Raw genomic sequence first — 20,764 nt, 5'->3', positions numbered from 1 at the left:
GTCGATCAAGGAGTCTTGCGTCGATCAAGGACGTATTCCCACGATTGGAGATCAAACCGTGTGAATACGTCCTTGATCGACGAGGCGAGCGGGGCGTGGGACGGGCGGGGCATGGGGCGGGGCGGGGGCGGGGCGTGGGGGGCGTGGGGTGGGGCGTGAGCGTGGGAGTCAGATTGCGGAGAGCAGGCTGCGGGCGGCGCGGACCTGGTTGGCTGCCCGGCGCAGGGCGGCGACGATCTCGTCCTCGCTCCCCGGGCCGATCCGCGCGGCCGGCACGGAGAGGCTGATCGCGTCGGTCGCCGGGCTCTGCAGCGGCACCGCGATCGCGAAGCACACGATGCCCTCGGTGTTCTCCTCGCGGTCGATCGCGTAGCCCCGCTCGCGCGCGGTCGCGAGTTCGGCGTGGAGCGTGGCCGGATCCGTAATGGTGTGCCGGGTCAGCGCGGCCAGCGGCCAGTTCAGCAGCCGGTCCACCGCCTCGTCGCTGCGTTCGGCGAGGAGCACCTTGCCCAGCGCGGTGGCGTGTGCCGGCAGGTGCCGGCCGATCGCGCTGTAGAGCCGGAGCGGATGGATCGATTCCCGTTTCGCCATGTAGACGACGTGCGGCCCGTCGAGGCGCCCGAGGTGCACGGTCTCGCCGAACTGCCGGGACAGTTCATCGAGTACGGCCGACATCAGTCCGACCGCGTCGTCGGTCTCCAGGTATGCCGCCCCGACCTGCAGTGCCCGTACGCCGAGCCCGAAGCGCGTGCCGGTGCCGTCCGCCTCCACCCAGCCGCGCTGGATCATCGTGCGGAGGATTCCGTGCAGGCTGCTCTTGGGGATGTCCAGGGCGCGGGCGAGGTCGACCAGCGAGCGGCGGCCGGGAGACTCGGCGAGCGCCTCCAGTACCTCGAGTGTCCGGCCGGCCGACTTCACCGGCTGGAATCCTTCGCCCATGGTCATGGCGGCCACTCTAACGATGATCGCGTCGGGGTTGACAGCGCGAGCGGTGTCGGTATGGTCACGTAGGTGACCGCCGTTCATGATTCTGAACAAGCCCCCAACATTCTCGCCACTATCGCGGCTGGCCGGATCCTTCCCGTCGTCGTCCTCAACGACGCCAAGGACGCCGCTCCGCTCGCGTCCGCCCTCACCGCGGGCGGCCTGCGCAGCGCCGAGGTGACCTTCCGCACCGACGCCGCGGCCGACGCGATCCGTGTCATGTCGGAGAACCCGGAGCTCCTCGTCGGCGCCGGGACGGTGCTGACCCCGGCCCAGGTCGACCGGGCCGTCGAGGCGGGCGCCCGCTTCGTGGTCAGCCCCGGCTTCAGCCCCGCCGTCGTGCGGCACTGCCAGGAGCTCGGCATCCCGGTCTTCCCCGGCGTCTCCAGCGCGACCGAGATCCAGATGGCGCTCGACGCCGGCCTGGAGACCGTCAAGTTCTTCCCCGCCGAGCAGCTCGGCGGCGTCGCCATGATCAAGGCGCTGGCGGCGCCCTTCCGGTCGGTGCGCTTCATCCCGACCGGCGGCGTCAACACCCGCAACCTGCCCGACTATCTCGCCGTCCCGGCCGTCCTCGCCGTCGGCGGCACCTGGATGGTCGCCCCCGACCTGCTCGCCGCCGGCAAGTGGGACGAGGTCACCAGCCTGACCGCCGCGGCCGTCGCCGCCGCCCGACCCACTCCGGAGGCGTGACCATGCTGCAGCTCCGACCCGCCGACGAATGCCGCTACGACCTCGTGTCGCTCGGCGAGATCATGCTCCGCCTCGATCCCGGCGAGGGGCGGGTCCGCACCGCCCGCAGCTTCCGGGCGTGGGAGGGCGGTGGCGAGTACAACGTCGCGCGCGGGCTGCGCCGCTGCTTCGGGCTGCGCACCGGGATCGTGACCGCCTTCGCCGACAACGAGGTGGGACACCTGCTGGAGGACCTGGTCCTGCAGGGCGGCGTGGACACCTCGTTCATCACGTGGCTGCCGTACGACGGGATCGGCCGCGCGGTCCGCAACGGCCTCAACTTCACCGAGCGCGGCTTCGGCGTCCGCGGCGCGGTCGGCACCTCCGACCGCGGCCACACCGCCGCCAGTCAGCTCCGCGCCGAGGACGTCGACTGGGACCACCTCTTCGGCACCCTCGGTGTGCGGTGGCTGCACACCGGCGGCATCTACGCGGCCCTGTCGGAGACCACCCCGGACACGATCGAGGCGGCCATGTCCGCCGCGCGCCGGCACGGGACGATCATCTCGTACGACCTGAACTACCGCCCCAGCCTCTGGAAGGCGGTGGGTGGCCAGACCCGCGCGCAGGAGGTCAACCGGCGGCTGGCCCGGTACGTCGACGTGATGATCGGTAACGAGGAGGACTTCACCGCCTCGCTCGGCTTCGACGTGCCGGACACCGACGAGAACCTCTCCGAGCTGGAGGTGGCGAACTTCCAGCGGATGATCGAAGAGGTCACGAAGGAGTACGCCAACTTCAAGGTCGTCGCGACCACGCTCCGGACGGTACGGACCGCCACGGTCAACGACTGGGGCGCGATCGCCTGGGGCGACGGGCGGTTCGTCGAGGCCACGCACCGGACCGGGCTGGAGATCATGGACCGCGTCGGCGGGGGCGACAGCTTCGCCTCCGGCCTCATCTACGGCCTGCTGGAGAAGGGCGACCTGGCCACCGCGATCGAATACGGCGCGGCCCACGGCGCTCTCGCCATGACCACCCCCGGCGACACCTCGATGGCCAACCTGAAAGAGGTGGAGGCGCTCGTCCGCGGCGCCGGCGCCCGCGTCCAACGCTGACCCCCCTACCTCCCGTCGATCTTGCAGTTGTGGCCCCGGCAAAAGCGGATAAATTGCTCGTTATCGGAGGCCACAACTGCAAGATCGCGCGGGGCGGGGGAGGATCTGGACGGGGTGCGCGCCTGGCGCGCATCGGTGAGGGCCTATCGCCGCTCGTGTGGCCGGCAGTAGTCTCTTGGCTTCAACGCGTGTCCACCCCTTCGGAGGCGTCGCCGACATGGCCGGATCCACCGTGCGCATTCTCGTTGTCGGGGCGGGCATCGCCGGCCTGGCGGTGACCCGAGCGCTGCGCCTGAAGGGCTTCCGTCCCGAGGTGGTGGAGCAACTGCCGGCGTCCACCGTGCCGGGGGCCGGCATCTTCCTGCCCGGCAATGCCGCGCGGGCCCTGCGTGAACTGGGGCTGGACGCTCCGCTCCGCCCGCTCGGCGATGTCATCTCGACCCAACGCTTCCTCGACGTACGGGGCCGGCAACTCTGCGCCGTCGACCTCGGCAAACTGTGGGACGGCGTCGGCGAGTCGCGCGCCCTGCCCCGCGCGGACCTGCACCGGGTGCTGCTCACCGGCGCCGGCGGCGACGTCCGGCACCGCACCGGGGTGTCCGGGCTGGAGGTGGGCGACGAAACGACGAAGGTCGCCTTCGCCGACGGCTCCCACGCCGAGTACGACCTGGTCATCGGCGCCGACGGCCGACGATCCGCGGTCCGGGCGATGTCCGCCCTCGGCGGCGCCGCCCGGCCGGTCGGCCAGATCGTCTACCGCAGCGTGGTCACCGGCGGTCCGGAGGTGACCGCGTGGACGGGCGTGCTCGGCCGCCGCGCGGGCTTCGTGGTGATGCCGATGGGCAACGGGAGGCTCTACTGCTACGCCGACGAGGCGCTGCCGCCGGACGGCGCGCTGCCCCCCGATCCGGTCGCCCGGCTGCGCGAGGTCTTCGGCGGGTTCGCCGGCCCCGTGCCCCCCGTGCTCGAGGCGCTGGAGACGGTGCAGGTCGCGGCCGTCGACGAGGTCGAACTGGGCTGTTGGTCCCGTGGCGGCGTGGTGCTGGTGGGCGACGCGGCGCACGCCACCGCGCCGACCCTGTCCCAGGGGGCCGCGATGGCATTGGAGGACGCGCTGGTGCTCGCCGACGCGCTGCGCCGCTCCGGGACGGTCAGGGGCGCGCTCGCCGCGTACGAGAACCGGCGGCGTCCGCGTACGAAGTGGGTGCTGGACCGGACGCGCGATCGCGACCGCACGCGCGACGTGCCGCCGCCGCTGCGCGACCCGTTGCTGCGCGGACGTGGCGCCCGGATCTTCAGGGACCACTACCGCTTGCTCGTGGATCCCGTCTGATGACCTTCCGGCGCGTCCGACCACCCCACGCCTGACCCGCCGGTAGCGGGGACTATTCTGCGTCGGAGGTACGGCCCGCAGATCAAGAGCGCGCGCCGAGTGGGACTAACGAGAACCGGAGGCCACTCGTGACCACCGTTGCACCGAAACCGATCGTGACCCGGCCGTGGCCGGTCCGAGAGCCGGTTAAGGGCTCGGCCATCGCGCGGCTGCTGCGTACGACGGACGCGAAGCAGATCGGGATCATGTACATGATCACCGCGTTCGCGTTCTTCATGATCGGCGGCCTGATGGCGTTGATCATGCGCGCCGAGCTGGCCCGGCCGGGGCTGCAGTTCCTGTCGCCCGAGCAGTACAACCAGCTCTTCACCATGCACGGCACGATCATGCTGCTGTTCTTCGCGACGCCGATCGTCTTCGCGTTCGCGAACTACATCACGCCGATCCAGATCGGCGCGCCCGACGTGTCCTTCCCGCGGCTCAACAGCTTCGCGTACTGGCTCTACCTCTTCGGCGGCACGCTCGCCATGGGTGGCTTCCTCACCCCCGGTGGCGCCGCCGACTTCGGTTGGTTCGCCTACGCCCCGCTGAGCAGCATCGAGCACTCGCCCGGCATCGGCGCCAATATGTGGATCATGGGCCTGACCATCTCCGGTCTGGGCACGATCCTCGGCGCGGTCAACCTGATCACCACGATCCTGACGCTGCGCGCGCCCGGAATGACCATGTTCCGGATGCCGATCTTCACCTGGAACATGCTGGTCACCAGTCTGCTCGTGATCATGGTGTTCCCGCTGCTCGCCGCCGCGCTCATGGCGCTCGCCGCCGACCGCATGCTCGGCGCGCACGTCTACGACCCCGCCACCGGGGGTCCGATGCTCTGGCAGCACCTCTTCTGGTTCTTCGGCCACCCCGAGGTCTACATCGTCGCGCTGCCGTTCTTCGGCATCATCAGCGAGATCATCCCGGTCTTCTCCCGTAAGCCGATCTTCGGTTACAAGGGCCTGGTCGGCGCGACCCTCGCGATCGCGGCGCTGTCGATGAGCGTGTGGGCCCACCACATGTTCGCCACCGGCCAGGTGCTGATGCCGTTCTTCAGCTTCCTGAGCTTCCTCATCGCCGTGCCGACCGGTATGAAGTTCTTCAACTGGATCGGCACCATGTGGCGCGGCCAGATCAGCTTCGAGACTCCGATGCTCTGGTCGATCGGCTTCCTGGTGACGTTCCTCTTCGGTGGCCTCTCCGGCGTGCTGCTCGCCAGCCCGCCGATCGACTTCCAGGTCTCCGACTCGTATTTCGTGGTGGCCCACTTCCACTACGTGCTCTTCGGCACGATCGTCTTCGCGGTGTTCGCGGGCATCTACTTCTGGTTCCCGAAGTTCACCGGCCGGATGATGGACGAGCGGCTCGGGAAGATCCACTTCTGGCTGACCTTCGTCGGCTTCCACACCACGTTCCTGGTGCAGCACTGGCTCGGCAGCGAGGGCATGCCCCGCCGCTACGCCGACTATCAGGCCCGTGACGGCTTCACCGAGCTCAACATGATCTCCACGGTCGGGGCGTTCATCACCGGCATCTCGACGCTGCCCTTCATCTGGAACGTCTGGAAGTCGTACAAGACGGGTCCCGTCGTCGAGGTGGACGACCCGTGGGGTCACGGCAACTCGCTGGAGTGGGCGACCAGCTGCCCGCCGCCGCTGCGCAACTTCGACCGCATGCCGCGGATCCGCTCCGAGCGGCCGGCGTTCGACCTCAAGTTCCCGGAGCTCGCCGCCGGTGGTCAGTCGCTGGCCGGTCCGCCGGAGGGTGGGGCCAAGCCGCTGACGTCGGAGTCGGACGGTGGGGCGACCTACCGCGAGGACACGGCCGGCAACCTCGACCGGGTCTAGCGACACCCGACACGCGCGACGAAGGGCGCCGCTTCCGGTACGGGAGGCGGCGCCCTTCGTGTTACCCCGGCGCCCGCCACCCTTCGTCATCGATCTTGTACTTGTGGTGCCAGCCTTCTCCCCTTTCGGGGTTGATATGCACCAGCACAACTGAAAGATCGACGGGGTGTCCGGGCAACGACGGTGTCAGCCGGGGGATGGGCACGGACGTCCCCGATCACCGGCGGTCGACCGGGGCGGTCAGGGCGCGGGCGGGGCGACGGAGGCCGCGCTGACCGGCACCCGTGCGGCCGCCGACTCTGCGTCTCCCGCGGACCCGGTCGCCGCGGACCCGGCCGCTGTGGAGCGGCGCCGGCGTAGCTCGCTGGGGAGCACGGCGAGCGCAACGAGCGTGCCGAGCAGACCCGTCGCGGCGAAGCCCCACGCCGGAGTGGTCGCGTCCATCACCGCGCCGGCCAGGGGTGCGCCGAGCGCGACACCCACGGTGAGCGCGGAACCGTGCAGTCCCATCGCCTCCCCGCGTACCGACGCCGGCGCCAGGCGGCTGACCGCGTCCGCCGTCGCCGCCAGGGCGGGCGCGCAGAGCGCGCCGGCGGGGATGAGCGCGAGGCAGAGCAGCCACCACTGGCCGCCGCCGAGCCCCACCGGGATCGTGAAGATCCCCAGGAGGGCGACCAGGATCAACGGTGAGAGCGGCCGCGACATCGCCCCGTACGCGAAGCCGCCGACGAGCGAGTAGGCGCCCCAGACGGCGAGCACGGCACCGGTCCACGAGATCTGGCCGGCGTCGCGGAGTACGGCGACCACCGCCACGTCGGTGCCGCCGAGCGCCAGCGAGGTGGCCACCACGAGGGCGAGTACCCCGATCAGCTGCGGCGTCAGCCATTGGCGGCGCGGCACCGGGGCCGTCCGCGACGTGCTCTCGGCGCTGGTGCGGATCGGCGGGTTGAGCATGAAGAGGGCGAGGCCGGATAGGACGAGGCCGAGGCCGACGACGACCATCGTGGTCCGCGCCGACACAGCGGTGACCATCAGCACGGCGATCGCCGGCCCGGTCATGAACGACAGTTCGACCGACATGGAATCCAGCGCGTAGGCCTGGCGGCGGTGTTCCTCGGGCGCCAGGGCGGCGATCGACTGTCGGACCACGGAGAAGACCGGCAGCGTGAGCAGGCCGCCGAGGACGGACGCGACCAGCAGCGCGGGGTACGGCAGCGTCGGCGCCGCGGCCCAGAACAGCGCGGAGGCGATCGTGGTCAACACGATCATCGGGCGCAGGCCGCGCCGGTCGACCAGCCGGCCGAGGAGGGGGGCGCCGAACGCGGCGCCGACGGTCATCGCCGCGCCGACCAGGCCCGCCGCTGCGTAGCCCCGACCGAAGTCGAGCACCACGTGCAGGGTCAGTGTGACGCTTGCCGCCGTCACCGGCACGCGGGCGAGCATCGCGACGACCAGCAGTGAGCGGATGCCCGGCAGGGCGAGCGCCTGACGGTAAGGTGTGAGTGTCATTCGGGTCCGTACCTCCGGGAGGATCATCGCCCGGAGGTGCGACGTTTGGGTCACGAATTGACGGTGACGCCGGACTCACCCCGCGACGACCGGCTCCCCGACGAGCGTCACGCCGGCCGCCCGCAACTGGTCGAGAGCGACGATCGTGGTCGGGTGGGCGACCGCCGCGGTCAACTCGAGCAGGACGGTGGTCGCAAAGCCCTCCCGCGCGGCGTCCAGCGCCGTCGCGCGTACGCAGTGGTCCGTCGCGATGCCCACGACGTCGACGGCATCGACGTCGTGCCGGCGCAGCCACTCGGCGAGCCCCACGCCCCCCTCCGTGTGCCCCTCGAACCCGGAGTAGGCCGCCGCATGCGCGCCCTTGTGGAACACCGCCTCGATCCGGTCGGTCTCCAGCTCGGGGTGGAAGTCGGCGCCGCCGGTGCCGACGACGCAGTGCGCCGGCCACGAATCGCGGAAGTCCGGCGGATTGCCGAAGTGCGCGCCCGGATCGACGTGGTAGTCCTTTGTCGCCACGACGTGGTCCCACCGCCGGTCGCCGGTACGCAGCAGTCGGGAGACCTCGGCCGCGACGCCGGCGCCGCCGGCGACGGCGAGCGAACCTCCCTCGCAGAAGTCGTTCTGCACGTCCACGATGATCAACCCTCGGGTCACGGTCACTCCTTGCGGCAGGGAAAGAGCCAGGGGTCAGGGTGCGGGGATCACGGTCAGCGGGATCGCCGGATCACCGCCCGACAGCTTGAGCCCCTCCCACGGGATGGAGATCAGGCAGTGGCGCAGGTGGTCGCGGGACTCCGCGAGCGTCGGCAGCCCGTCGACCGGCTCCCCGCCGATCACGTACGGCCGTTGCAGCAGCCGGTCACCGTTCATCGGCTCCGGCACGCCCCGGGTGACCACGACCTCCTCGATCGCCGTTCCGGTCGGCTTGTGTCGACGGACCGCGGTCTTGCGCCCCCCGATCGTCGCCTTGTTCTCCGAGCGCTTCACGACCGGGCGCCCGTCCACCTCGACCAGTTTGTAGACCAGCCCGGCGGTGGGCGCCCCGGAACCGGTCACCACGGCGGTGCCGGCGCCGTACATGTCGACCGGCTCGGCGGCGAGCGCGGCGATCGCGTATTCGTCGAGGTCACCCGAGACGATGATCTTCGTCTCGGTGGCGCCGAGCGAGTCGAGCAGCTCGCGGGACTGCTGCGCCAGCACCGACAGGTCGCCGGAGTCGATCCGGATCGCCCGCAGGTCGGGGCCGGCGACCGCGATCGCGTTGCGGATCCCCTGGCTGATGTCGTAGGTGTCGACCAGCAGCGTCGTGTTCTTACCGAGCGCGGCCACCTGCGAGGCGAACGCCGCGGGCTCGTCGTCGTGCAGCAGCGTGAACGCGTGCGCGGCGGTGCCCGCGGTGGGGATCCCGTACCGCTGCCCCGCCGCGAGGCTCGACGTGTAGGCGAAACCGGCCAGGTAGGACGCGCGGGCGGCGGCGACCGCGGCTTCCTCGTGGGTGCGCCGCGCCCCCATTTCGATGACCGTGCGGCCGCGGGCCGCGGTGACCATCCGGGCCGCGGCCGCGGCGATCGCGCAGTCGTGGTTGAGCACCGACAGCACCAGCGTCTCCAGCAGCACGCACTCCGCGAAGGTGCCGGAGACGGTGAGGATGGGGGAGTTGGGGAAGAAGAGCTCGCCCTCCGCGTAGCCGTGGATCTCGCCGGTGAAGCGGTAGCGGGTCAACCACGCGGCCGTCTGGTCGTCGACCACCCCGGTGTCGCGCAGGAAGCGGACCTCCGCCTCGTCGAAGCGGAAGTCCCGCAGCGCATCGACGAGCCGACCGGTGCCCGCGACCACCCCGTATCGCCGGCCGGCGGGGAGCCGCCGCGCGAACACCTCGAAAACGCAGTGCCGGTCAGCCGTGCCGTCCTTCAGGGCGGCATTGACCATCGTCAGCTCGTAGTGGTCCGTCAGGAGTGCGGGGCGAAGGCTGGTCACGCTCACACCCTAACCAGGCCTCACCGACCGGCGGCGACCTCGAGGTCGGGCAACGCCCGGAGCGCGGGCGTGAGCTCCCCGCGGCACGTCACCCCGAGCTTGCTGTAGACCCGCTGCAGATGGTTTTCCACGGTCCGGGTCGAGATGAAGAGCTGCTCCGCGATGTCCCGGCTGGCCACACCCTTCGCCGCCAGCCGCGCGATCTGCCGCTCCCGCCCGGTCAGCGCCGGCTGCCCGGTCAGCAGCGCGGGGGTAGCGACGGCGTCGCAGCGCTGCAGCAGGTCGCCGAGGCGCGCGCTCGCCTCGACCGCCAGGGGCGAGCGGCCGGTCCGTAGCAGGGTCACCGCCATGGCGGCCGCCTCCGCCGCGAACAGGTCGAGCCCGAGTGCCGCGAAGTCGTCCGCCACCGCCAGCAGTTCGGTCGCGGACCCGGCGTTCGCGGCCCGTGCCTGCCGGGTGACCAGCGCCGGCAGGCACCCCTGGACCACGCCGGTGAGCTCGGTCAGGCGATCGACGACGAGGTCGTCGCGGCCGAGCCGGACCAGGTCGTGCAGAGCGACGATCTCGTGACCGGCGAACCCGTCGGCGCGCAGCCGGTCGACCAGGTCACGCAGCACCCGTACGCCGCCGGGCGTGTCCCCCGCGCACACCATGACCCAGCACCGGGCCTGCTCCTGCCACGGGTAGAGCACGCCCATCCCCGGCGGCCGCGTCGCGTCCGAGTCGGCCATCGCCGCGGTCGCCTCGGCTGCCTGGCCACGCAGGGCCGACGCGTGGGCGCGTTCGGCGTGGGCCAGTCCGGCGATGACGCTGCCGGGTCTGAGCACCGCGCACGCCTGCATGCTGCGGCGCAGCGCCTCGGCGGCCTGCCCGTGCAGCCGCGCCGCCTGGGCGCGGACGACGGAGAGGTAGCCGGGGCCGGGCCGGAAGTCGCCGGCATCGGCCAGATCGGCGAACTCGGCCGCGACGATCGCGTCGATGCCGCCGAGATCGCCGGCGAGGATCAACTGGGTGCCACGGGCCATTTCGAGCGCGAGCTGCAGGTCGGGTAGCTGGGTGCGCCACCGCGGGGCGGCGGCGACCACCTCGGCGATCGCCTGCGCGCTGCGCTGCAGGTCGCCCCCCGCGGCGTGCAGGTAGGCGGTCACGCACCGCGCCCGGGCGCGCGCCGGCAGCGTGGCCGCCGGTTCGTCCAGAACGGCCCGGGCGAGTCGCGTCGCCTCGGCACGGTCCAGCCGGTGCAGCCGCATGATCGCTTCGGCGGAGTGCAGGAACGCGCGGTCGCCCGGATCGGTCAGCGCCCTGGCGTCGGCGGCGAGGTCCTCCACCGCCTCCTCGCGCCCCCGGCCCCAATAACAGGCCAGGCCGCGTATCGCGGACCAGCGGCTACGCCGATGATCCGAGGTGATCTCGTCGCGGACCGATTCCAGCACCGACAGCGCCTCGTCCGGCTCGTCACGCAGCGCCAGAACCGTGGCGAGCAGCTCCGCGGCGTCGAAGCCGCCGCCGGCGGTGAGAGCCCCCCGGGCCAGCCGGGCGGCGAGCGCCATCTCGAACCGGCTCAACGCCTGTGAGCCGGCGGCGAGGAGCAGCCGCGGATCCCGGACGGTGTCGGACTCCAGCCGCCAGACCGCGAGCCGCAGCAGGTCCTCCCGCCGGTGCGCGCCGGCCTCCTCGACCAGCGCGGCGAGGCGCGCGTAGAGACGGCGGGAGCGGGTCACCGGACAGCGCCGGCGGATGACCTCGGCGTAGAGCGGGTGCGCCATCGTCACGTTGTGCCGCCGGTCGTCGTCGAGCACGCGGATGAGGCCGCGCTCCTCCGCGGCCTCCACGGGCGCATGGTCCGTCGCCCGGATCACCAGGTCGAGACCGATCGGCTCACCGAGCGCGACCAGCTCGACCACGGTGCGCACCTCGGTGCTCAGCTGCTCGACGCGGGTGTCGACGAGGTCGATCAGGCTCGACGCGAACTCGAGGCCCCCCGTCCAGCGCCACACCCCGTACGCCCGCGTCATCTCCTGACCGGCGTGGGCGGCGGTGACCAGCTCGCGCAGCAGCAGGGCGTGGCCGGCCGACAACCGCCACAGCCGCTCCGCGGAGGTCGTCTCGATCGGACCGCCGAGCATCTCGGTCAGCAGCGCGGTCGTCTCCGCGACACCGAGCGGCGCCAGCTCGATGTGGTCGACCAGATCGTCGGTCCACAGTCCGCGGATCGGGACCGGGAGCCGCATGCCGCTGCGGAATGTGCCCAGCACGGTGCCGTGTGCCGCGCGGGCGACCAGGTAGACCAGCGCGGCCGACGACGGGTCGAGGAGGTGGGCGTCGTCCACGGCGAGCACGATGGGGCGTCCGGCGGCCTGCTCGTGCAGCGACTCCACCGCCCACTGCAGCAGGGCGGTCGGGGAGAGCCCGGCCGGCTGCTCCGCGGGGAGGATCTCGGCGAGCCCACCGAGGGGCAGGCCGGCGGTGGCGATGGTGGACGAGGCGGTGAACACGGCGAACCGGTCGGTCGGGAGCGCCGAGACGGTCTCGCGCAGCAGTCGGCTCTTGCCGATGCCGGCGGTGCCGCTGACGATGAGGCCCCGGCCGGTCCCGCTGGTTGCCGCGGTGACCAGACGGTTGAGTTCATCCGTGCGGCCGACAAAGCTCCACGGGCCCATCGAGCGAGCATATCGATCGAAGCCCGTCAGCGCTTGCCTGGTCACGGTCTGAAGTTGAGTAACCGATCCGGCCCCTGTTGAGTAATGGCGCTCCTCGCTGCGTAAGTGATCGTTCACGTAGCGTTCCGATGCCCGGTCGCCGTCGGGCAAATCGTTCTCGAGGAGGCCGTGGATGGAGTCCGGAACGCTCCACCTGGTCGCCGGATCTCGCCCGGAAGGGGCAGGACCGGGAGTGCCCAGACAGCAGCGACACAAAATCCGACTGCGCGCCGACGTGGTCGACGCCGTACCCGACGAGCCCATCGCGGTCGTCGCGGTCGGGGCCGGGAGCGGCCGCAGCGAGGTCGTCGGCGCCCTGCTCGGAACGCCCGGCCGTCTGCTCGACCTCCCCGAGACCAGCTACCTGGTGGTCAAGCACGCCCCTCGACGTCAGAGCACCGCCCACCTGCCCGGCGCGCGCCAACCACAGCCCTACCCGCCCGCCGCCGCCGGCTCCGGCTCCCGGCCGACCCGGCCGCCACGCCGCGTCGAACTGGTCGCGCCCGACCCGCTGCTGCGGCACTTCACGCTCGTCGACACGCCGGACACCGCGACCCTCGGCGTGGCCGGCACCCGCATCCTTCTCGACGCCGTCGATCGTGGCGGCGCGATGCTCTTCGTGCTCGCCGCCGACCAGGCGCCCAGCCCGATCGAGCTGGAACTCCTCACCGAGGCGGCCCGCGGCGCCGCGGCGGTGTTCTTCGCGGTCACCCCGGCCGCCGACGGTGGCTGGGCGGCGCCCACCGCACCCGACCCGCTCTTCGATGCGGCCACCACGGCGGTGGAGGCGCACCGCGCCAACGTGACGGCCGCCGTGCCGGCGCTGGCCGGCGCGCCCTGGTTCGCGGTCGATCCGGCCGCCACCGACACCGCCTACCTGCGCCGCGCGCTCGTCGAATGGGCCGGCGCGGAAGGACTGCGCCGGGCCAGTCTCAACCCGCCGGTGCCGCCGGGCGCCGCGCGCACCGTCCGGGTCGCCCCCCGCGCACACGAGTCCGACTGGGCGCGGCGGCTCGACGAGGCCGTCCGCGCCGGCGACCACCTCGTCCGTCAGCGGCTCTCCGTGGAACTGGCGAACGTGCACCTCCGCGTCGTCGAGGAGATCGTCTTCGGCGCCGGATACGCCGGTCTGCCCGCGGCACTCGACCGGGAGCTGCACGCGCTGTCGCTGCGCGCGGCAGCCGAAGGGGATGCGGCGGTGGACCAGGTCATCCACGACACGCTCAGCCACGTGCTGGGCGGATCGCCGGACGAGGGCGTACGGCGACGGGTGGTCTCCGCCGTACGCCGGGGGTTCGCCGAGGACCCGGCGGCGCGTGACCTCGCCCGGGTGTTCCTCGTCACCGCGACCGGCGGGGTCGCCGTGCTGCCCGGCGCCGAGGCGGTCGCCGCGCTCGCCGCCTATCCCAGCGAGGTGGGGCCGCCGGTGCTGCCGGCGATCGGTGTCGGCCTCTCCGGAGGCTGCTACCTGCACTGGCGCAACCCCCGCACCGCCGATCCGGATGCCGCGCGTTCCTGGGCGCAGCGCGCCATCCGCGCCGTCGAGCTCGAACTGCTGCGCGAGACCACGCGTCGGTTCGACGCCGTCGCCCGCGGGCTGACCGCGCTTCTGGTGGAGGCTGTCGACCACGGCATCCTGCTGGCCTGACATGGGTGCACTCGATGTTGCCCGCACCACGGTCCAGAAGCCGGCGGGACGGCGGGGCACGCCCGTCGCGCTCGCCGAGGGGCGAGGCCGGAGGGTGCGTGACGTTCCGGTCGATCGTCCGCCGGGGGTCGGTGGCACGATGGGGGGCATGGCGGCTCCGCAGGTTGCACCGGTCGAGACGCCGGACACCGAAGAGGTGCCGGCGGAGGACCGACCATGGGTGACCATCGTCTGGGACGACCCGGTCAACCTCATGTCCTACGTGACGTGGGTGTTCCAGAAGCTGTTCGGATACAGCCGCGAGAGAGCCGAGCAGCTGATGCTCGACGTGCATCACAAGGGCCGTGCGGTGGTCTCGAGCGGCGCGCGGGAGCGGATGGAGCACGACGCGTCCCAACTGCACGCGTACGGTCTGTGGGCAACCGTTGATCAGGCATGACGGCCGGGGACGCTGAGTGACGCGGGGACGACTGTGACGATGTTCCGTCGGCAGGGTGGGTTCTGCGTGGCCACCTTCGCCGCTGACGAGGTGCGGGTGCTGCGCAAGGTGGCCTCGGAGGTGGTCGGGCTGCTCACCGAGGGCTTCGATCACGACGATCCGGTGGTGGGTCGCCTCTTCCCCGACACCTATCCCGAAGATCCGGCCGACTCCGCCGAGTTCCGCCGCTACACCGAGGGAGACCTGAAGACCTCCAAGATCGACCAAGCGGGGGCGATTCTGGCCGCGCTCCCGGACACGGCCGGGGGCGAGGTGCGGCTCGACGCCGAGGCCGCGGAGGCGTGGCTGCGCGCGCTGAACGACGCCCGGCTGGCGATGGGCGTACGACTCGACATCAAGAACGACACCGACCTCGGCGACGAGCTCGACGACGCGGTGCTGCACGACCCGACCTCGGCCCGGGTATTTCAGCTCTCCGTCTACGCCTACCTCGGCTACCTGCAGGAGTCGCTGCTCAACGCGTTGCTGGTCTGACGCCGGCCCGCCGACGCCACACCGCACCGGTTTTCCGGCGTCGGCCGCGTTCCGCGTCGTCGCCACCGCAAACCCGCGGCGCGTCGCCGGGAGGTGCCGGCCGGACGTGACACCTGCCACCGCGAGATGCCCGCACAGAGGCGGTAGGCTGGGCGTCGTGCTGAGTATCGACCGGTCGATCATGGACGCGATCGTGGCGCACGCGCGTCGGGACCACCCGGACGAAGCGTGCGGCGTCGTCGCGGGCCCGGCCGGCAGTGACACCCCGACCCGGCACATCCCGATGGACAACGCCGCGCGGTCGATGACGTTCTACGAGTTCGACTCCATGGAGCAGTTGCGGGTGTGGCGCGAGATGGACGATCTCGACGAGGAGCCGGTGGTGATCTACCACTCGCACACCGCGACCGAGGCCTACCCGTCCCGCACCGACATCTCGTTCGCCGGCGAGCCTGGGGCGCACTACCTGCTGGTCTCCACCCGCGATGAGCAGACGGAGGAGATCCGCTCGTTCCGCATCGTGGACGGGGTGGTGACCGAAGAGCCGGTCCACGTCGTCGATGCGAGCGTGGATCCGCACGCCGTTCAGTCGTACATGTTCGGGCAGAGCCCGGCGACGGTCGACTACGAGTGTTCGCCCGGCCGCTGACCCAGCCGCCGCGCACGTCACCGCAGTCCGCTTTCCATCACACCGTCGTTTTCTAGGAGCACGTCATGGCCATCGAAGTTCGTATCCCCACCATCCTGCGCAGCTACACCGGCGGCGCGAAGGTCGTCGAAGGCGTCGGCGAAACTCTCGGCGATCTCCTGATCGACCTCGACGGCAAGTTCTCCGGCCTGCGTGGCCGGCTGATCACCGACGAGGGCGCGCTGCACCGCTTCGTCAACATCTACGTCAACGACGAGGATGTCCGATTCCTCGGGTCGTTGGACGCCAAGCTCTCCGACGGTGACACCGTGACCATCCTGCCGGCCGTGGCCGGCGGAGCGCTCGGGTTCGCCGCCGCGGCAGCGATCATCCAGCACGGGACCGCGGCCGCTCCGGTCGCCGGCCGCTGAGGACGGGCCGCCATGGCCCGGTACGAGAGCCTGCTCGACGCCTGCGGCGGCACGCCCCTGGTGGGGCTGCCCCGCCTCTCCCCGGTGGTGCCCGAGGGGGCGCCACCGGTGCGACTGTGGGCGAAACTGGAGGACCGCAACCCCACCGGTTCGGTGAAGGACCGGGCGGCGTTGTTCATGGTGCGCGCGGCGGAGGAGGCCGGCCAGCTCCGGCCGGGTGACACGATCCTCGAGCCGACCAGCGGTAACACCGGCATCGCCCTGGCGATGGTGGCGAAGCTGCGCGGCTACCGCCTGGTCTGCGTGATGCCGGAGAACGTCTCATCCGAGCGGGTGCAGCTGCTCCGCATGTACGGCGCGGAGATCATCTTCTCGCCGGCCGCGGGCGGCTCCAACCAGGCGGTCGCGACCGCCAAGCAGATCGCCGCCGAACACCCGGACTGGGTGATGCTCTTCCAGTACGGCAACGAGGCGAACGCGCGCGCCCACTACGAGACAACCGCCCCCGAGCTGCTCCGCGACCTGCCCACGATCACCCATTTCGTGGCCGGGCTGGGCACCACGGGGACGCTCATGGGCACCGGGCGTTACCTCCGGGAAAAGGTCGAGGGCATCCAGATCATCGCCGCGGAACCCCGTTACGGCGAGCTGGTCTACGGGCTGCGCAACATCGACGAGGGCTATGTGCCCGAGTTGTACGACGCGAACGTGCTGACCCGGCGCTTCTCCGTCGGCACCCGTGACGCGGTGCTCCGCACCCGGCAACTCGTCGAGGTGGAAGGGCTCTTCGTCGGTTTCTCCACGGGGGCGGTGCTGCATGCGGCGCTCGCCGTCGCGCACGAGGCGGTGAAGGCGGGGCGAAGGGCGGACGTGGCCTTCCTGGTTGCCGACGGCGGCTGGAAATACCTCTCCACCGGCGCCTACGGAGGCACCCTCGCGGATGCCGAGGAGGCCCTCGAAGGTCAACTCTGGGCCTGAGCCCCGCCGCTCGCTGCTCCCCGCCTCCGCGAAGAGGCGGGGAGCAGCGAGCGGCGCGGCGGGGTGGGCTAGAGCGCGTCGACGGTCAGGCCGAGCGCCGCGATCAGCGGCACGGTCGCCAGCGCCAGCATGATCCACGGGAGGCGTGGCCGCTGCACCGAGCTGAAGCCGCCGACGGTCAGCACGATGCCGGCGAGTCCGGCGGCGATCAGGGCGGGCTCGTACCAGGTCGGGACCGCCTTCGCCAGGATCCCGACCATTCCCCGGAGTGCGACAGCGAGCCCGAGGATCCCGAGAGCCGTGGCCCACGCGCACATCGCCAGCAGTCGGCCGGACGCGGGGCTCGGGTCGGCCGGGGCCGGTAACCGGAACACCGTGGTGATCCGGCGACGGTGCTGCGCGGCTTCGGGAAACGTGGGCCGCGGCTCGTCGGGGGGCGGTGGCTCCATTGGACGCCGGGGTGCCCACAAGGGACGGTCTTCCGTCGCCGCCGACTTCTGCCAGCCTTTCGCCCGTTGCGTGGCGTCCCGCTCGACCGGCTCGGGCATCGCCCCCCGCTGTTCCGGTAGGGCCGGGGCCTCCTCCGCCCGCTGTTCCGGTAGGGCCGGTGCCTCCTCCGCCCGGTCGACTGGTTCCTCCGCTTCTTTTCGCTGCTCCGGTGTCGCGCCGGGCTCGTCCGCGGGTTGTTCGTCCGGTTCGAGCCGCTGCTCGGGCGCGGTGGGGGGCGGCTCGGCGGTGGCTGCGGCCTGTTCCGCCGCCGCCGTGCCCGGGTGCTCGGCCGGTTCCGCCGACCGCTCCCGGGTCCGCATCGGCTGGTCTTCCGCGGCGGTGCGTTGTTCCGGTACCGCGCCCCGTTCGCCTGCCGGTTCGTCATCCGGGCCGGTCCGCTGCTCGGGCACCGCCGCGAGTTGTTCCGATTCGACCGCGAGTTGCCCAGCTTCGGCCGGGATCCGTTCCGGCGGCTCCTCCGCGGGTTGACCCGCGTGCTCTTCCGCGTGTTCCGGCCGGTCTTCGGCCGCGGCGCGCTGTTCGGGTACCGCGACCGGCTCCTCTGCCGATGCGTCATTCGCGCCGGCCCGCTGCTCCGGCACGGCGGGCGGTCCTTCCGGCGCCGGCTGCGCTGCCACGGGTTGCGCTGCCACGGGTTGCTCTGCCACCGGTTGCTCTGCGACCGGCTGCTCCGACACCGGGACCGGCTGCTCCGACACCGGTTGTCCGGTCGCCGGCTGCCCGGCGGGCGCGCCCGGATCTTCCGTCGTCGGCTGTTCGTCGGCCGCCGGCGGTTGGTCGGGCCCGGGGCCGGGCTGCTCCGTGGGCTCAGCCGGGTGTCCGGGCAGGGCGTCGGAAGCGGGAGTTGGCGGGTCGACCGGCGCGGCGCCGGTACGGAGAGATGACTTGTCGCCTTGCGTGGACACGGCTCACCGTCCTGCTCTGCGTACCGCCCGCCGGAGCCCGGCGAGCCTTTACGCTGTGCAACGGATTCGTCTCACTACGCGTAACGGCGGTGCTGTCAGCGAAGTAGTTCGGTGGCTGGAGCAGGCCCGCTGTCACCTTGGCGACAAGTTCGATCAGACCTTTCTTGCCTGCACTGGTCACAGCGTAGGCTGCGCACCGTGACTGACTCGCCGGTACGGATCTTCGACGCGGTTGTCGGCGGGCTGTCCCTGTCCGCTCATAACTCCGGGACAGCCGGATGCGCTTGACCGTTCTCGGCTGTGCCGGCAGTTTTCCCGGTCCGGAGTCGGCCTGCTCGGCATACCTTGTGGAGGCCGAGGGATTCCGCCTCCTGATTGATTTCGGCTCCGGGTCACTCTCCGCCCTGCAGCGCTACGCCGGTCTGCACTCGATCGACGCGATCCTGCTCACGCACCTGCACTGCGACCACATGCTCGACGCGTGCACGTATGTGGTGGTGCGTCGGTACGCCCCGGACGGCCCCTATCCGCCGTTGCCGGTGTACGCCCCGGCCGGCGCGCCGGAGCGGATCGCCACCGCCTACAGCGCGGACGAGGGCTCGGTCGAGGACGTCTACACCTTCTACGGGCTGCAGCCCGGCAGCTTCCCGATCGGCCCGTTCACGGTGACGGTCGACCAGGTGAACCATCCGGTGGAGACCTACGGCGTACGGCTGGAACACGGTGGCCGCTCGCTGGTCTACTCGTCGGACACCGCCCCGTGCGAGGCGCTGCTGCGGTTGGCGCAGGGCGCCGATCTGTTCCTGTGCGAGGCGAGCTACCTCGACGCGGTGGAGAACCCGCCGGACCTGCACCTGACCGGTCGCGAGGCGGGCGAAATCGCGACGAAGGCCGGGGTCGGCAAGCTGCTGCTCACCCATCTGGTCGCGGCGTGGGGCAGCGAGTCGCTGACGCACGAGGAAGCAACCTCCACGTTCGCCGGACCGGTCGAGATCGTCCGGCCGGGCGCCCGCTACGACGTCTGACGGCGGCTGCCCCGACGGTGCCCGGCATTGCGCGGCGCGCGATCTTCTCCGACACCCCGGCTCACCGCGATCCGGCGAGCACATAGGCTTCCTGCATGGCGCGACCCGACGGGCGAGAGCCCGACCAGCTGCGGCCGGTGACGCTGACCCGGCACTGGAGCATCCATCCCGAAGGCTCCGTCCTCGTGGCGTTCGGCGACACCAGGGTGCTCTGCACCGCGAGCGTCACCGAGGGGGTGCCGCGCTGGCGCAAGGGCTCGGGCCTGGGCTGGGTGACCGCCGAATACTCGATGCTGCCCCGGGCGACCACCACCCGGTCGGACCGGGAGAGCGTCAAGGGGCGGGTCGGTGGCCGTACCCACGAGATCTCCCGACTGATCGGGCGGAGCCTGCGGGCCTGCGTCAACCTGAAGGCGCTGGGCGAGAACTCCATCGTGCTCGACTGCGACGTGCTGCAGGCGGACGGCGGCACCCGGACCGCCGCGATCACCGGCGCGTACGTGGCGCTGCACGACGCGGTGACCTGGATGGCGGGGCGCAAGCTGCTCGCCGGCAAGCCGGCCCAGGCGATCCATCGCGAGGTCGCCGCGGTGAGCGTCGGCATCATCGAGGGCGAGGCGCGGCTGGACCTCTGCTACCTGGAGGACGTCGCCGCCGAGGTGGACATGAACGTGGTCTGCACCGGCGAGGGTGACTTCGTGGAGGTGCAGGGGACGGGCGAGGCGAACGTCTTCGCCCGGGACCAGCTCAACGCGCTGCTCGACCTCGGGGTGGCCGGCTGCGCGGAGCTTGTCCAGGCGCAGCGCACGGCGCTGGCCCAGTGACCGGCGCGGACGGGGTGGCCGCCGGCGGCGTTCTGCCGACCCGGCTGCTGCTCGCCACCCGTAACAGCAAGAAGCTGGTGGAGCTGCAGCGCATCCTCGACGCGGCGCTCGGCGGGCACCGCATCGAACTGGTCGGGCTGAACGACGTACCGGAGTATCAGGAGGTGCCGGAGACCGGCCTGACCTTCGGTGAGAACGCGTTGCTGAAGGCCCGGGAGGGCGTCGCGTACACCGGCCTGCCGACCGTCGCCGACGATTCCGGGATCGCGGTCGACGCGCTCAACGGCATGCCGGGCGTCTTCAGCGCCCGATGGGCCGGGCGGCACGGCGATGACCGGGCCAACCTGGAGCTGGTGCTCGCCCAGACCGCCGACGTGCCGGACGAGCACCGCGGCGCGTCGTTCGTCTGCGCCGCGGCGCTCGTGTTGCCGGGCGGTAAGGAGCATCTGGTCGACGGCCGGCAGAGCGGTCGGCTGCTGCGCGCACCGCGCGGCACGGGCGGATTCGGGTACGACCCGGTCTTCCTCGCCGATGGCCAGACCCGGACCAACGCGGAGCTGTCGCCGGAGGAGAAGGACGCGATCAGCCACCGGGGCAAGGCGTTCCGCGCCCTCGCCCCGGTGATCGCCAAGGTGCTCCCGGCCGGCGCGACCGGGTAGCG

At 71.8% G+C, this 20,764-nt stretch carries 20 protein-coding genes; 14 read left to right on the top strand and 6 right to left on the bottom strand.

The genetic code is table 11. The features are described 5' to 3' along the window. Nucleotides 1-168: 168 nt before the first annotated feature. The gene (locus AB0J06_RS00335) at nucleotides 169-945 is read right to left on the bottom strand and encodes an IclR family transcriptional regulator (RefSeq protein ID WP_357422928.1); all 777 of its coding nucleotides are present in this window, start codon (nucleotides 943-945) and stop codon (nucleotides 169-171) included. A 66-nt stretch (nucleotides 946-1,011) separates the two neighbouring features. Between AB0J06_RS00335 and eda the strand changes: the two genes are divergently transcribed. From eda to ctaD, 4 genes are all read left to right on the top strand, one after another. Then, nucleotides 1,012-1,677, top strand: a complete 666-nt coding sequence (eda, locus tag AB0J06_RS00330) for a bifunctional 4-hydroxy-2-oxoglutarate aldolase/2-dehydro-3-deoxy-phosphogluconate aldolase (protein ID WP_357422926.1) — start codon at nucleotides 1,012-1,014, stop codon at nucleotides 1,675-1,677. A gap of 2 nt (nucleotides 1,678-1,679) precedes the next feature. After that, complete coding sequence (locus AB0J06_RS00325; RefSeq protein WP_357422924.1) at nucleotides 1,680-2,774, top strand: sugar kinase; 1,095 nt, start codon at nucleotides 1,680-1,682, stop codon at nucleotides 2,772-2,774. A 217-nt stretch (nucleotides 2,775-2,991) separates the two neighbouring features. Next, a complete protein-coding gene (locus AB0J06_RS00320; RefSeq protein WP_357422922.1) occupies nucleotides 2,992-4,107 on the top strand; it encodes an FAD-dependent monooxygenase in 1,116 nt (371 codons plus the stop codon). A 128-nt stretch (nucleotides 4,108-4,235) separates the two neighbouring features. Beyond that, the gene (gene ctaD / locus AB0J06_RS00315) at nucleotides 4,236-5,996 is read left to right on the top strand and encodes a cytochrome c oxidase subunit I (protein WP_357422920.1); all 1,761 of its coding nucleotides are present in this window, start codon (nucleotides 4,236-4,238) and stop codon (nucleotides 5,994-5,996) included. A 240-nt stretch (nucleotides 5,997-6,236) separates the two neighbouring features. Here the strand turns inward: ctaD and AB0J06_RS00310 are convergent, their stop codons facing one another. The 4 genes from AB0J06_RS00310 to AB0J06_RS00295 are packed head-to-tail and all read right to left on the bottom strand — an operon-like array spanning nucleotide 6,237 to nucleotide 12,142. Further along, complete coding sequence (locus AB0J06_RS00310) at nucleotides 6,237-7,529, bottom strand: MFS transporter (protein ID WP_357423453.1); 1,293 nt, start codon at nucleotides 7,527-7,529, stop codon at nucleotides 6,237-6,239. 51 nt (nucleotides 7,530-7,580) lie between these two features. Next, the gene (locus AB0J06_RS00305; protein WP_357422918.1) at nucleotides 7,581-8,159 is read right to left on the bottom strand and encodes an isochorismatase family protein; all 579 of its coding nucleotides are present in this window, start codon (nucleotides 8,157-8,159) and stop codon (nucleotides 7,581-7,583) included. 33 nt (nucleotides 8,160-8,192) lie between these two features. Continuing rightward, nucleotides 8,193-9,482, bottom strand: a complete 1,290-nt coding sequence (locus AB0J06_RS00300; protein WP_357422915.1) for a nicotinate phosphoribosyltransferase — start codon at nucleotides 9,480-9,482, stop codon at nucleotides 8,193-8,195. Nucleotides 9,483-9,502: 20 nt separating this feature from the next. Then, nucleotides 9,503-12,142 carry a LuxR C-terminal-related transcriptional regulator gene (locus AB0J06_RS00295; RefSeq protein ID WP_357422913.1) on the bottom strand — a complete coding sequence of 880 codons (2,640 nt, stop codon included), beginning with the start codon at nucleotides 12,140-12,142 and terminating at the stop codon, nucleotides 9,503-9,505. A 232-nt stretch (nucleotides 12,143-12,374) separates the two neighbouring features. On the opposite strand from AB0J06_RS00295, the gene AB0J06_RS00290 reads away from it, so the two are divergent. From AB0J06_RS00290 to AB0J06_RS00265, 6 genes are all read left to right on the top strand, one after another. After that, complete coding sequence (locus AB0J06_RS00290) at nucleotides 12,375-13,829, top strand: hypothetical protein (protein WP_357422911.1); 1,455 nt, start codon at nucleotides 12,375-12,377, stop codon at nucleotides 13,827-13,829. A gap of 148 nt (nucleotides 13,830-13,977) precedes the next feature. Continuing rightward, nucleotides 13,978-14,268: an ATP-dependent Clp protease adapter ClpS gene (gene clpS / locus AB0J06_RS00285; RefSeq protein ID WP_357422909.1), complete on the top strand. Its 291-nt coding sequence runs from the start codon at nucleotides 13,978-13,980 to the stop codon at nucleotides 14,266-14,268. Between the two features lie 39 nt (nucleotides 14,269-14,307). Next, nucleotides 14,308-14,802 carry a DUF2017 domain-containing protein gene (locus AB0J06_RS00280; protein ID WP_357423451.1) on the top strand — a complete coding sequence of 165 codons (495 nt, stop codon included), beginning with the start codon at nucleotides 14,308-14,310 and terminating at the stop codon, nucleotides 14,800-14,802. Nucleotides 14,803-14,959: 157 nt separating this feature from the next. Then, nucleotides 14,960-15,451: a M67 family metallopeptidase gene (locus tag AB0J06_RS00275; protein ID WP_357422907.1), complete on the top strand. Its 492-nt coding sequence runs from the start codon at nucleotides 14,960-14,962 to the stop codon at nucleotides 15,449-15,451. 65 nt (nucleotides 15,452-15,516) lie between these two features. Then, entirely contained in the window at nucleotides 15,517-15,861 is a 345-nt protein-coding gene (locus AB0J06_RS00270; protein WP_357422905.1) for a MoaD/ThiS family protein, read from the top strand. Between the two features lie 12 nt (nucleotides 15,862-15,873). Next, a complete protein-coding gene (locus AB0J06_RS00265) occupies nucleotides 15,874-16,839 on the top strand; it encodes a pyridoxal-phosphate dependent enzyme (RefSeq protein WP_357422903.1) in 966 nt (321 codons plus the stop codon). A 68-nt stretch (nucleotides 16,840-16,907) separates the two neighbouring features. On the opposite strand, the gene AB0J06_RS00260 is transcribed toward AB0J06_RS00265, so the two are convergent. Further along, nucleotides 16,908-17,648 (bottom strand): hypothetical protein, encoded by a 741-nt coding sequence (locus AB0J06_RS00260; protein ID WP_357422901.1) that lies wholly within the window; start codon nucleotides 17,646-17,648, stop codon nucleotides 16,908-16,910. Between the two features lie 24 nt (nucleotides 17,649-17,672). On the opposite strand from AB0J06_RS00260, the gene AB0J06_RS00255 reads away from it, so the two are divergent. The 4 genes from AB0J06_RS00255 (at nucleotide 17,673) to rdgB (ending at nucleotide 20,762) form a co-directional block, all read left to right on the top strand. After that, the gene (locus AB0J06_RS00255; protein ID WP_357422899.1) at nucleotides 17,673-18,233 is read left to right on the top strand and encodes a hypothetical protein; all 561 of its coding nucleotides are present in this window, start codon (nucleotides 17,673-17,675) and stop codon (nucleotides 18,231-18,233) included. Between the two features lie 299 nt (nucleotides 18,234-18,532). Beyond that, nucleotides 18,533-19,279, top strand: a complete 747-nt coding sequence (locus AB0J06_RS00250; protein ID WP_357422897.1) for an MBL fold metallo-hydrolase — start codon at nucleotides 18,533-18,535, stop codon at nucleotides 19,277-19,279. 95 nt (nucleotides 19,280-19,374) lie between these two features. Then, a complete protein-coding gene (rph, locus tag AB0J06_RS00245) occupies nucleotides 19,375-20,103 on the top strand; it encodes a ribonuclease PH (protein WP_357422895.1) in 729 nt (242 codons plus the stop codon). A 32-nt stretch (nucleotides 20,104-20,135) separates the two neighbouring features. Further along, nucleotides 20,136-20,762, top strand: coding sequence for an RdgB/HAM1 family non-canonical purine NTP pyrophosphatase (rdgB, locus tag AB0J06_RS00240; RefSeq protein ID WP_357423448.1), 627 nt, complete (start codon nucleotides 20,136-20,138; stop codon nucleotides 20,760-20,762). Nucleotides 20,763-20,764: the final 2 nt, after the last annotated feature.

The sequence above is a fragment of the Micromonospora sp. NPDC049679 genome (assembly GCF_040659735.1).
Taxonomy (GTDB): domain Bacteria; phylum Actinomycetota; class Actinomycetes; order Mycobacteriales; family Micromonosporaceae; genus Micromonospora_I.
The sequence above is the reverse complement of the archived record's forward strand: the minus strand, read 5'-3'. Positions and strand labels throughout refer to the sequence as shown.

What these genes read in the sequence shown, in the direction of transcription:
- AB0J06_RS00335 (WP_357422928.1), bottom strand. Translation starts at nt 945, where the DNA reads ATGACCATGGGCGAAGGATTCCAGCCGGTGAAGTCGGCCGGCCGGACA.
- AB0J06_RS00325 (WP_357422924.1), top strand. Translation starts at nt 1,680, where the DNA reads ATGCTGCAGCTCCGACCCGCCGACGAATGCCGCTACGACCTCGTGTCG.
- AB0J06_RS00320 (WP_357422922.1), top strand. Translation starts at nt 2,992, where the DNA reads ATGGCCGGATCCACCGTGCGCATTCTCGTTGTCGGGGCGGGCATCGCC.
- AB0J06_RS00295 (WP_357422913.1), bottom strand. Translation starts at nt 12,142, where the DNA reads ATGGGCCCGTGGAGCTTTGTCGGCCGCACGGATGAACTCAACCGTCTG.
- clpS (WP_357422909.1), top strand. Translation starts at nt 13,978, where the DNA reads ATGGCGGCTCCGCAGGTTGCACCGGTCGAGACGCCGGACACCGAAGAG.
- AB0J06_RS00280 (WP_357423451.1), top strand. Translation starts at nt 14,308, where the DNA reads ATGTTCCGTCGGCAGGGTGGGTTCTGCGTGGCCACCTTCGCCGCTGAC.
- AB0J06_RS00270 (WP_357422905.1), top strand. Translation starts at nt 15,517, where the DNA reads ATGGCCATCGAAGTTCGTATCCCCACCATCCTGCGCAGCTACACCGGC.
- AB0J06_RS00265 (WP_357422903.1), top strand. Translation starts at nt 15,874, where the DNA reads ATGGCCCGGTACGAGAGCCTGCTCGACGCCTGCGGCGGCACGCCCCTG.
- AB0J06_RS00260 (WP_357422901.1), bottom strand. Translation starts at nt 17,648, where the DNA reads ATGCGGACCCGGGAGCGGTCGGCGGAACCGGCCGAGCACCCGGGCACG.
- AB0J06_RS00250 (WP_357422897.1), top strand. Translation starts at nt 18,533, where the DNA reads ATGCGCTTGACCGTTCTCGGCTGTGCCGGCAGTTTTCCCGGTCCGGAG.
- rph (WP_357422895.1), top strand. Translation starts at nt 19,375, where the DNA reads ATGGCGCGACCCGACGGGCGAGAGCCCGACCAGCTGCGGCCGGTGACG.